The organism is Paraburkholderia sp. FW306-2-2C-D06C (assembly GCF_058781505.1).
The window spans coordinates 1-11,894 of sequence record NZ_JBYSWU010000091.1; the positions used below are offsets into that span (position 1 = coordinate 1).

Below are 11,894 nucleotides of genomic sequence, written 5' to 3' on the forward strand. Positions count from 1 at the left end.
CTCGCGCGGGCTGATCGGCAGTCTTGGTGAGCGCATCGTGGTGGCCTCGCCGATCTACAAGCATCATTTCGATCTGCACACCGGCGAGTGCCTCGAGGCGCCCGAGAATTCCGTCAACGCCTACCCGGTGCGCGTCGAGAGCGGCAAGGTGTGGGTCGCGGCATGAGACACGAATATGCCGTGCAGACCTCAGGAGGCGCATCGTTCACCGCGCCTTCCCGACCACGTCTCATTGTCGTCGGCAACGGCATGGCCGGCATGCGCACTGTCGAGGAACTGCTCAAGCTCGCACCGGACCTCTACGACATCACCGTATTCGGTGCCGAGCCGTACGGCAACTACAACCGCATCCTGCTGTCGCCGGTGCTCGCGGGCGAGAAGAGTGTCGACGATATCATCCTCAACACGCGTGACTGGTATGCGGATAACGGTATCCGGCTGCATGCGGGCGACCCGGTGGCCGTGATTGACCGCAGGCGCCGCATCGTGCGCTCGCAAAGCGGCATCGAGGTGGGCTACGACCGGCTGCTGATCGCGACCGGCTCCACGCCATTCCTGATTCCGGTGCCGGGTCACCAGCTGCCGGGGGTGATCGCGTTTCGCGACATCCAGGACGTCGAAACGATGCTCGCCGCAGCGCGCAGCCACCGTCACGCGGTGATCATCGGCGGCGGTCTCCTCGGGCTGGAGGCGGCGAACGGGCTCATGCGCCAGGGCATGTCGGTCACGGTCGTGCACGACACCGACAGCCTGATGGACCGTCAGCTCGACAGGAGCGCATCGGCCCTGCTGCTGCAGACGCTGGAGCGCAAGGGCCTGCGTTTCCTGCTGAAGGCCCGCACCGCCGAAATCGTCGGGCCGGAGCGTGTCAGCGCAGTGCGTTTTGACGACGGCACGGAGATTCCCGCCGACCTGGTTGTCATGACGGCCGGGGTGCGCCCGAACATCAAGCTCGCGAAGCAGGCTGGCTTGCACTGTGAGCGAGCGATCGTTGTCGATGACACGTTGCAGACCTACGATCCGCGTGTCTACGCCGTCGGCGAATGCGTGCAGCACCGGACGGCGACCTTTGGCCTCGTCGCGCCGATCTGGGATCAGGCGCGTGTCTGCGGCGCGCACCTGGCCGGTGCGGGCCACCGTCGTTACGTGCAGCGCGCGACGGCGACCAAGCTGAAAGTCACCGGCGTCGACCTTTATTCTGCCGGCGACTTCACCGGCGGCCCGGACAGTGAAGACCTGGTGCTGCGCGATCCGCGACGAGGCGTCTACAAGCGCCTCGTGATCGAAGATAGCCGGGTGATCGGCGCAGTCCTCTACGGCGACGTCAAGGACGGAGCGTGGTACTTCGAACTGATCCAGAACCGGACCGACATTTCTCCGCTGCGCGACCAACTGCTGTTCGGCAAAGCCCTGTGCGAGGCGCAGCCCGCCTGAACCGGAATCGAACGTGAGTTTTCCCATCGTCATTTCCAATACGCCTGACGGTAGCCGTGACGCGGTCCGAACCACCTGTCCCTATTGCGGCGTCGGCTGCGGCGTGCTGGCGACGCCACGCCCGGACGGCCAGCCCGACATTGCCGGCGACGAACGCCATCCGGCAAACGCCGGCCGCCTGTGCGTGAAGGGCTCGGCGCTCGGTGAAACGGTCGGGCTCGATGGACGCCTGCTGCATCCGAAGCTGCGCGAGCCGGGCAGCGGGGAGTTGCGCGACGTGTCGTGGAGCGATGCGCTCGACACGGTCGCCGGCGGCTTTCGCCGGATCATCGATCAGCACGGCCCGGATGCCGTCGCGCTCTACGTCTCGGGACAACTGCTGACGGAGGACTACTACGTCGCCAACAAGCTGATGAAGGGCTATGTCGGCAGCGCGAACATCGACACCAATTCGCGCCTGTGCATGTCGTCGTCGGTCGCGGGGCACAAGCGTGCGTTCGGCGAAGACCTGGTGCCGGTGTGCTACGAAGACCTCGAACTGGCGGACCTGGTCGTGCTGGTCGGATCGAACACCGCGTGGTGCCATCCGATCCTGTTCCAGCGGATCGTCAGAATCAAGGAAACGCGACCCGATATGAAGGTCGTCGTGATCGACCCGCGCTACACCGCGACCTGCGAGATGGCCGACCTGCACCTGCCGCTGAAGGCGGGCTCCGACGTCCGGCTGTTCAACGGCCTGCTCAGTTTTCTCGCTGAACACGACACGACGGATGCAGGCTTCGTCGATGCGCATACGACCGGCTACGCGCAGGCGCTCGATGCCGCCTCAACCGACGCGGCGAACGGCTTTGACCTCGCGCAATGCGCGAAGGCCTGCAAGGTCGACCCACACGATCTGCTCGAGTTCTATCGGCTCTTTGCGCGGACCGAGCGGGTGGTGACGGTCTATTCTCAAGGCGTGAATCAGTCAACCTCCGGCACTGACAAAGTCAACAGCATCATCAATTGCCATCTGCTGACAGGTCGCATCGGCAAGCCGGGGATGGGCCCGTTCTCGTTTACCGGACAGCCGAACGCGATGGGCGGGCGTGAAGTGGGCGGCCTCGCGAACATGCTGGCGGCACATCTGGAGCTCGACAATCCGCAGCATCGCGAACTCGTGCAGACTTTCTGGGGGGCGCCCGCCATCGCGGAGCGGCCGGGACTCAAGGCGGTCGAGCTGTTCAGGGCGATCGAGACAGGCCGGATCAAGGCCGTCTGGATCATGGGCACGAACCCTGTGGTGAGCTTGCCCGACGGCGATCAGGCGAAGCGCGCTCTCGCGCGCTGCGAGCTCGTCGTCAGCTCCGACATTGTCGAGCACACCGACACCAATGCGTTTGCCCACGTCATGCTGCCGGCGCTCGGCTGGGGCGAGAAAGACGGCACCGTCACCAACTCCGAGCGCAGGATCTCGCGCCAGCGGGCGTTCCTGCAGGCACCGGGCGAAGCGCGCGCCGACTGGCGGATCATCTGCGACGTCGCACAGCGGATGGGGTATGCGGGCTTCGATTTTTCGGATCCGCACGAGATCTTCGACGAGCATGCGCGGCTGAGCGCTTATCGTAACGAGGCCGGCAACGAGGCCGGCAACGAGGCGGGCAACGGTAGCGAGAGCACTGACAGCTACGCGAAAACTAGCAACGCGCACATTGAAGGTGATGTGCCGCGTGTGTTCAATCTGGGCGGGCTCGTCGCGCTCGGCCGCGAGCGTTACGATGCGCTGCAGCCGATCCAGTGGCCGGTGCTGGCGGCGAACGGCGCGGCGCAGCGCGGTACAGCGCGTCTTTTCGGTGATCGCCGCTACGCCCACGCGGACGGCAAGGCGCGTTTCGTCGCGACACCCCCGCGCGCACCGATCCACGCACCGGACGGCGAGTATCCGCTAACGCTGAATACCGGCCGGGTGCGCGACCAATGGCACACGATGACCCGCACGGGCAAGTCGGAGAAGCTCGCCGGCCACGTGACGGAAGCATTCGTCGATTTGCATCCGCAGGACGCGCTGTCGTGCGGTGTGCGTGAAGGTGAACTCGCGCGCGTGTCGAGCCGTTGGGGCACGATGGTCGCACGTGTGCAGCATGGCGGCGGCATGTCGCGTGGCAGCGTGTTCGTGCCGATCCACTGGAACGATCAGGTTGCGTCCGATGCGCGCGTCGGCGCAGTGGTGAATCCCGAGGTCGATCCGGTCTCCGGGGAGCCCGAGTTCAAACATACGCCGGTTCGCGTCGACAGGTTTGACGTCGCCTGGCACGGTTTCTCGTTGAGCCGTCACGCTCCGGTGCTGGACGACGTGACCTACTGGACGCGCGTCCACGGCGCGCAGTTCGTGCGCTACGAACTCGCGGGGCGCAAGCCGCTCGACGATCACAGCGGCTGGGCGCAAGCGCTGTTAGGTATTGACGATCCGCACGCCGACTGGCTCGAGTACGAGGATCGGACGTTGGGCATCTATCGCGCCGTGCATCTGGTCGACGAGCGTATCGAGAGTTGCATCTTCGTATCGGCGCGCCCCGAGTCGCCGTTGCCGTCGCGTACGTGGCTCGCGAGCCTGTTCGGGAAGGACGGGCTCGACGAGGAGGATCGTGCCGGCCTGCTGTTTGGACAGCCGATTGGCAAGGGCGTCGATACGGGGCCCACGGTCTGCTCGTGTTTCGGTGTCGGACGCAATACGATCTGCACGGCGATCCGTGAGCAAGGGCTAAAGACTGCGGCGGAGATCACCGCGTGCCTGAAGGCCGGCGGTAACTGCGGGTCCTGCGTGCCGGAACTGAAGAAGCTGCTGGTCGACACCGAGCTGGAACGGTTGAGCACCGCCTGAATCGGATGCCAGGCCGCGGCGTCGATATCCGCCCGGACGGTGCGAGAAGCCCGCGGCAGGCTCGCGGCATCGAATGTTATGTGATCGATGCCGCGAGCATTCCGGTCGAACGCCACCAGCGACGCGCGAAGACCGGCCGGCTCGATGCGATCAAGCTGCTCACCAACCTGCGTGCGTGTCCGTTGCGTGATTCCGGTTACTTGTGCGGACCACCCCCGCGCGATCCGCTCGCGCTCGACGGCTGAAAGTCACTGCCGAAACCACTTGAGCCGTGCCCGCCGCCGTGGCCTTCGGCGCGCGCTTCGCCGTGCCCGCCGCCGTGCCCTTCGCCGTGCCTGCCGCCTGCCATGCCGCCTGCCATGGCGCCGCCGTGATGAAAGTCACGATCATTATCATGGCCGTGATGAAAATCGAAGTCATGGTCATGGTGGTGATGGTGAAAGCGGTCGATATCGACAAAGCCGAGAAAGCCTCCTTCGTACAAGGGATACCCATAGCCGGGACCGCAGTAATATTCGGCGCCCGCAGGATGGGTCACTATGTATTCCTGATCACAGGAATACATCGATGTGTCGTAAGGCGTCGCGGCACAGCCGCCCAGCACCGCGGCTGCAAACACCCCTGTCAAAGGGGGCAAAATCATGTGCTGCACGATAAGACCTCATTTAACGCGGCGGAACGACTCCGCTAAAGATTTAGACCGCGACGGGGCGTGCATGTCCGGGGGCCGCGCAGGGGAAATTCGTTACCGCGTGTGACAAAACGAGGTCGCCAAGCCCCTCATGACGAACCCGCCACGCCCGGCGTCTGAGTCAAATCGCCAACGTTCTGTCGTCCCACCCCGGGCGCTTCGCTCCGGCTGCGGATTGTTTCCTTTCTGAAGCTTACGGCCGCCGACCAGCGAGGCCGACAAGCGAGGCCGAGTAGCGAGGCCGACCAGCGAGCAGCCGCGCAACCCTTACCGCTCCTCTGGTTCGATCTGCGCTCCGATATTCAGTGCGAGGGTGAACCCTTAATTCATTAGACAAATTGCCGTTAACCCGTTCGAGACCCTCCCAGCCGGAACGGGAAAGCGAATGGCAACCCGGTTCAAGGGGCTCGAAGCTTGCCGCATCCAGCCCCTTTGCGCCGCTCAGGCTGCGCATCCGTTGCCGAAGCGTCAGCCGCCTCGCAGTGGGCGTATTGCAACGTGCCGCGATTCGCTTTCGCCTCGGGACGGGTATTGGCCCGATCGCTGAAATCCCGTTGGGGCGTCGCATTAGCGTGCTGAAGCACTGTCGATATAGGAGTTACGAACAAATGTGGATTGCAAACCTGAAAATCGGGGCTCGTCTCAGTTCAGCGTTCGGCCTCGTCGTGGCGCTGTTGATAGGGACGGCGGTCGTCGGCATCGAGCACCTCGACTCCAGCAACGCAAAGATGGACAGCATCGTCAGTGAGCGCTACTCGCTGATCGCCTTGAGCAACCAGATCAAGAACAACGGCTACAAGGCCAATGGCATTCTGAGCAACCTGTTGCTGGCCAGCTCCGAGGAGCAGGCGAAGAAATACATGGACGACTATGCCGTCATCAGAAAAACCAATGCCGACGCGTACGCTAGGCTCGAAAATCTGCTGAAGAGCGACGACAGCAAGGCGCTCTTCAAGGAGCAGTTCCAGGCGCGCACCACTTACGGCAGCAGTGTCCGCAAGTTCTTCGACCTCGTGAAGGAGAACCGGCAGCAGGAAGCTCGCGAGCTCTATCTCGGCGGCCTTGCGCGTCAGCAGGACGAGTATTACGTACTGGTCGACAAGATGGTCGACTACCAGGCGGCCCAGATGCAAAGGGACGTCGTGCGAGCCGCCGACGAAGGGAACAACGCCAAGACCCAGATGGTTCTGCTGTCCATCGGCGCGATATTGACTGCGGTGGCAACAGCCTTCTTCATCACGCGCGGCATCACACGGCCGATCAACCGTGCAGTGAGCCTCGCCGAAGCAGTGGCACAAGGCGACCTGACTCATCGTCTTGACGTCGACTCGAAAGACGAGGTCGGCAGGCTGCTGGACGCACTGAGGCACATGATCGGGAACCTGCATGGCATCGTAGTCCGGGTACGCAAGGGGACCGAAACGATCACCCATGCGTCACGCGAAGTCGCAAGCGGAAACATGGATCTGTCCAGCCGTACGGAGCAGCAGGCAAGCGCCCTCGAGCAAACGGCGGCCGCCATGGAGCAGCTCACGTCCACAGTCAGACAGAACGCGGACAACGCGCTCGAGGCAAACCGGGTTGCATCGAACGCGTCCGTCATTGCGGCAAAGGGCGGGGAGGCCGTCAACCGTGTGGTGGACACAATGAGCGCGATCAACGACTCGTCGCGCAAGATCGTCGACATCATCGGCGTCATCGAGGGCATTGCGTTCCAGACCAACATCCTCGCGCTGAATGCCGCTGTGGAGGCCGCGCGCGCCGGCGAACACGGCCGAGGTTTCGCCGTGGTGGCGGCAGAAGTACGCAGCCTCGCCCAGCGCAGTGCGGTGGCTGCGAAAGAAATCAAGGCGCTCATCGACGACTCGGTCGGCCACGTCGGCAACGGCAGCAAGATCGTCGAAGAAGCCGGGCAGATCATTCGCGAAGTCGTGAGCAGCATCTCGCAGGTAACGGCAATCGTCGGCGAGATGAGTTCGTCCAGTCGGGAACAGAGCGACGGCATCGAGCAGATCAGCCGTGCAGTCACACAGATGGACCAGGTGACACAGGAAAACGCGGCACTGGTCGAAGAAAGCGCCGCGGCAGCGCAGGCCTTGCGCGGCCAGGCTGCCGAGCTCACCGACATGGTCGCTGAGTTCACCCTGGACGAGGCGGTGTCTCGCGATCTGCGTTTGCAATCCCCCGCGGTACGCGCGAGCGACCCGCGTCACATGATCGACGTGACGCGGCCGCCGCTACTGCTCGGCAGATGAAAGCGGCTGTCGCTGAAGCACCTGGGCATAAAGGACGGAGACACGAGCCGCTTGGGCAAAGCGGCTCGATGAAAGAAGCAAGGGAACGCGACTGCAAGTGTGCGCAACTCGCGTTCCGGGCCAACTCGCCGCCTGCTCGACGGCACCCGTCCTGCTGCATCAGCCTGGCGCTGCCTGGCGAGGGGCTATCGGGGAGTGGACAGCGAGATCCGATTAACGGTTTCTGTCGATACGCCTAAACAACATGTCCAACGATTATTCCGAGCCTGTCGCCGTCCCGCAGCATTCTTCCGGCATCTCCACGCAGCAGACTCCCGTCGATACGCCGACAGTCTCCTCGTTGCAGATCACCCGCTTCGTCGACGCGCATCGCCACGACGGCTACCGGATCGCGCGTCTCGATCCGCTCGCGCTCGCACCGCGCGTCGCTATGCCCGAACTCTCGCCGCAATTCTATGGGCTCGATGCGGCCCAGATGCGCCCAACTGATCAGGCGGGATTTCCCTTCGCGTTCACCGTGGCGGAGCTGGAGCAGCAACTCAAACGCGTCTACTGTGGCGCGCTCGGACTCGACTGCAGCGGTATGCGCAGCGAGTCGCGCCGACGATGGCTCTTCAACCGCATGGAGTCCGAGCTCGTATGTCCCGCGCCGACGCCGCAACAGCGCGACGCGGTACTGGGTCGCCTGCTGGCAGCGGAAATGTGGGAACGCCTTGTGGTTTCTCGCCACGAACATGCAAAGCGCTTTTCTCTGGAAGGCTGCGACAGCCTCGTGCCGCTGCTGGACGCGTTGATCGACAGCGCGGCCATCGGCGGTGTGCAGCAGATCTTTCTGGGCATGCCTCACCGCGGACGTCTCAACGTGCTCGTCAATGTGATGGACTTCCCCGTCGCGAAGATGTTGGCCTGCCTGGACCACGAATCCGACATTGCCGCGGTGCAGACCGATCTGCCCTACCACCTGGGCAGCACGGCGCGCAAGCAGACCCAGCATGGCGAAGTCGCGCTGTGGCTGGCACATAACCCGTCGCATCTGCAGAGCGTGTACCCGGTCGTCAGCGGCATGGCGCGCGGATGGCAGGATGAACACCCCGATGCGGCTTGTGTACCGATCGTCGTTCACGGCGACGCCGCATTCGCCGGCCAGGGCATCGTCATGGAGACGCTGAACCTGACTCGCAAAAGCGGCTACACGCTGGGCGGCACCATTCATGTCATCGTCAACAATCAGATTGGCTTCACGACGCCCAATCTCATGGATGTGTGCGAGAACACGTATTGCACAGACATCGCGCGCATGATCGATGCGCCCGTCATTCACGTCAATGCCGACCACCCGGACGATGTCATTCGCGCCGCCCGGATCGCGTTCGACTACCGGATGAAACACGAAGCCGACGTTGTCATCGACCTGATTGGTTACCGGCGCCTCGGACACTCGGAGCACGACATTCCGGCCATCACGCAGCCGCTGGTGCAGATAGCCGTCGCGGTCCACCCCACGGTAACGGAGCGCTATCACGCAGCAATCGGTGCCGCTGAGCCACTCGCTGATCTGCGTGCCAACGCGCTGCGGACGTTGCAGGCGCAACCGGTCGATGCGAATGCGCCTGTTCGCGCGCCAGGGACGCCTGAGAACGCAGCAACGACACCGCTCCATTCGATATCGCCAGAGCGAATCCGATCGTTGACGGCAGCGGCGACCCGCGTGCCGGACGGCTTCCGTCTGCATGAATTCGTCGCCAACCTCATCGCAAGGTGGCAGGCGACGGCCGCCAGCCCAAGCCATGCCGCGGACTGGTGCTTTGCCGAAAACATCGCTTACGCGTCTCTGCTGGAAGAGGGGCGCAGTATTCGCCTTTCGGGCATGGACGTGGGGCGCGGCACGTTCATGCACCGGCATGCGGTCTGGCACGCACAGGATCACCCTGCCGTCGGCGGCGTTCATATCCCGCTCAGACATATCGCCGCGCATCAGGGCGTGTTCGATATCGTCAATTCACCGCTTACGGAAGAAGCCGCACTTGGCTTCGAATATGGGTACAGCGTGCAGACGAAGAAGCGGCTGACGATCTGGGAGGCGCAGTTCGGCGATTTCGTGAACGGGGCACAAGTCTTCATCGACCAGTACATTGCGTCTGGCGAATACAAGTGGGGCTATCAGTCCGCGTTGACTGTCCTGTTGCCGCATGGTCACGAAGGCGTGGGCCCGGAGCATTCGAACGGTTACCTGGGACGCTTCCTTCAGCTGTGCGCCGACGATAACCTGCGCGTCGTCGTTCCGTCCACGTCGGCGCAATGGTTCCACCTGTTGCGCGAGCAGGCGATGGCGGCTCGACCCAAGCCGCTCGTCGTCATGTCGCCGAAGTCGCAGCTTTACGGCAACCCTGCCTCGCATTCGCCGCTGGAGGCGTTCATCGACGGTTCATTCGAGCCAGTCCAGTCGGATCCGGGCATCGCAGATCGGCGTGCCGTTACCCGGGTCGTTCTCTGTAGCGGCAAGTTCTTTTATGAACTGCAGCGCAAACGCGACGAATCGCGAGATGCGTCGACAGCACTGGTTCGCATCGAACAACTGTATCCGTTTCCGCATGATGCGCTGGCGGCTGAGCTTGGCGCGTTCGAGAACCTGACCGAAGTGGTGTGGGCGCAGGAGGAGGACAGGAACCAGGGCGCGTGGCGTTTCGTGCGCGAGGAGCTCGAACAGGTGCTGCCGCCGGGCTGCCGCTTGCGCGCTGTATGCCGAGCCTCTACCGCATCGGGTGCGCATTCGTCGATCAGAGCGCATCGACATGAACAATGTCGTCTGGTGGCGGCGGCGTTGTGTTGCAAGGCTTGCTGAAAGCAGTCACGAAGAGTTTGGCTCAGGATTGAGTCGTGTTATGCGCATGGTGGCGATTGGACGTAAACTCGCCACCGGCGCGCAGCTCTTCATCAATTCTTTGAACCTTGTCCGACAGGGGAGGTTCGGAAAGCTGCGGTTCTTTTTTAGCGCCTGCGCGGAGTTGCACCGGCTCGTTGGCATTACCACATCACTCTCAACCATTCCTTGAAAGCTTCCAGCGTGACGCCATCCCGAATCGCGACAAAACTCCTCACCCTCGTCGGTGCCACTGCTCTTCTGGCCGCCGTCGCTCTGGCCGGAATCATTGCTTTTGGAACCTCCTCTTTGCCACAGCCTCTGGCTGACGCTGACACGCCGTTCAAGAAGGTCGATTTCCACGATCTGCCACCGCTCCAATCGTTTCGGGCGCGTGATGGGGCCGCGCTTGCTTATCGCGTTTATCCAGGTCACGGCAACAGAGCTGTGGTGATGCTGCACGGAGCGGCCGGCAGCAGCTTTATGCTTCACGCGCTGGCCAAGGCGGTTCAGGCTTCGGGATTCACGGTCTATGTTCCAGACCTGCGCGGCCACGGTGCCTCAGGGGTCCACGGCGACATCGCCTACAACGGCCAGCTTCAAGACGATGTGGCGGACTTGGCGCGCTTCGTGCACCAGGCCCAGCCCAGCGCCAGCCTGTCGCTGCTGGGGCATTCGGCCGGCGGTGGGCTGGCATTGCGCTTTGCAGGTGGGCCGGATGGCGCGCTATTCGGACGGTATGTGCTGTTGTCGCCGATGTTGGCACGTGATGCGACGACGGTGCGGCCTGGCGTTGGAGGCTTTGCTAAACCGTTCAAGGCGCGCTACGTGGGGCTGACCATCCTGGATCGGTTTGGTGTTCATGGTTTCGAGGCGCTACCGGTCCTCGCCTTCGCTGTGCCGGCTGCGCCAGGGAACATGATGACGCCACTCTATTCGTACCGGTTGAGCGAGAATTTCACGCAGGATACGCATTATCTTGACGATCTGCGCCACATCGCTGGACCCACGGAATTGCTGGTAGGGGCCGATGACGAGTTTTTCTATGCGGATAAATTTGCGCCCCTGGTTCACGGGGTTCGGCCTGACATCCCTGTGAGCATCGTGCCCAAAGTCGGCCATACGGGCATCGTTCTCGATCCCGCTGCGATCCACCAAGTAGTCGCGGCGTTGGGCCGGGATCCCGGTTGAGTCTGCAGTGAGGTCTGGCCGGGTACGACAGAGCGTATTTTTTGACGCAGCAAGTTTTGGAAATGGAATTACCCATTTCGGCTATTTACTTTCCGAAATTCGGACATTAGATTTGCGGTCGTCTGGATATTCTTTGCATCTGTTGTAATCCACGCAGTCCAGACCTTGGCTATGCGATGTTGCATGGCCTTTTTTTATTGTCCGCGAGAAAGATACGGAAAGTTTCCATTCCTAATTTTTGGTCGTGTTTACCCAACACTATTTTGGATCGCGTTTCACCGGCAGTTATTCTGCGCTCCGCAGGTTCATCAACACAAACTTAAGGACGCAGATGAAGAAGACCACACTGGCAACTCTTTCGCTGGCAATGCTTGGCGTAACCGGCGCTGCCCATGCACAAAACAGCGTCACGCTGTACGGTATCGTCGATACGGGCCTGACGTACGTTTCCAACGACGGCGGCAGCAAGTCCTTCAGCATGACTTCGGGCAATGAGTCCGGCAGCCGTTGGGGCCTGAAAGGCTCAGAAGACCTCGGTGGTGGCCTGAAAACAATCTTCCAGTTGGAGAACGGTTTTAATTCGACCAACGGCAAGCTTGGTCA

Annotated in this window: 8 protein-coding genes and 1 pseudogene; 8 read left to right on the forward strand and 1 reads right to left on the reverse strand. The window is 62.5% G+C overall.

Features of this window, described 5'->3' with window-relative positions:
* The 4 genes and pseudogenes from AC3WLT_RS35905 to AC3WLT_RS35920 all read left to right on the forward strand — a co-directional run.
* Positions 1–166: nitrite reductase (NAD(P)H) small subunit (locus AC3WLT_RS35905; RefSeq protein ID WP_492596324.1), on the forward strand; the 166-nt coding region annotated here is incomplete at its 5' end.
* Positions 163–1,434 carry an NAD(P)/FAD-dependent oxidoreductase gene (locus AC3WLT_RS35910; protein WP_492596317.1) on the forward strand — a complete coding sequence of 424 codons (1,272 nt, stop codon included), beginning with the start codon at positions 163–165 and terminating at the stop codon, positions 1,432–1,434. The genes AC3WLT_RS35905 and AC3WLT_RS35910, both read left to right, overlap by 4 nt.
* 13 nt (positions 1,435–1,447) lie before the next feature.
* Positions 1,448–4,294 carry a molybdopterin-dependent oxidoreductase gene (locus AC3WLT_RS35915; protein WP_492596318.1) on the forward strand — a complete coding sequence of 949 codons (2,847 nt, stop codon included), beginning with the start codon at positions 1,448–1,450 and terminating at the stop codon, positions 4,292–4,294.
* Between the two features lie 56 nt (positions 4,295–4,350).
* Positions 4,351–4,470 (forward strand): annotated as a pseudogene (locus AC3WLT_RS35920) (IS110 family RNA-guided transposase); the annotation flags it as partial.
* Positions 4,471–4,490: 20 nt separating this feature from the next.
* On the opposite strand, the gene AC3WLT_RS35925 reads toward AC3WLT_RS35920, so the two are convergent.
* The gene (locus tag AC3WLT_RS35925; RefSeq protein ID WP_492596319.1) at positions 4,491–4,946 is read right to left on the reverse strand and encodes a hypothetical protein; all 456 of its coding nucleotides are present in this window, start codon (positions 4,944–4,946) and stop codon (positions 4,491–4,493) included.
* 647 nt (positions 4,947–5,593) lie between these two features.
* On the opposite strand from AC3WLT_RS35925, the gene AC3WLT_RS35930 reads away from it, so the two are divergent.
* The 4 genes from AC3WLT_RS35930 to AC3WLT_RS35945 all read left to right on the forward strand — a co-directional run.
* On the forward strand, positions 5,594–7,240 hold the full coding sequence (locus AC3WLT_RS35930; RefSeq protein ID WP_492596320.1) for a methyl-accepting chemotaxis protein: 1,647 nt from the start codon (positions 5,594–5,596) through the stop codon (positions 7,238–7,240).
* A gap of 244 nt (positions 7,241–7,484) precedes the next feature.
* Entirely contained in the window at positions 7,485–10,082 is a 2,598-nt protein-coding gene (locus tag AC3WLT_RS35935) for a 2-oxoglutarate dehydrogenase E1 component (RefSeq protein ID WP_492596321.1), read from the forward strand.
* Positions 10,083–10,289: 207 nt separating this feature from the next.
* Complete coding sequence (locus AC3WLT_RS35940) at positions 10,290–11,291, forward strand: alpha/beta hydrolase (protein ID WP_492596322.1); 1,002 nt, start codon at positions 10,290–10,292, stop codon at positions 11,289–11,291.
* 331 nt (positions 11,292–11,622) lie between these two features.
* Positions 11,623–11,894, forward strand: a 272-nt coding sequence (locus AC3WLT_RS35945) for a porin (RefSeq protein WP_492596323.1), incomplete at its 3' end; no start/stop codon positions are given.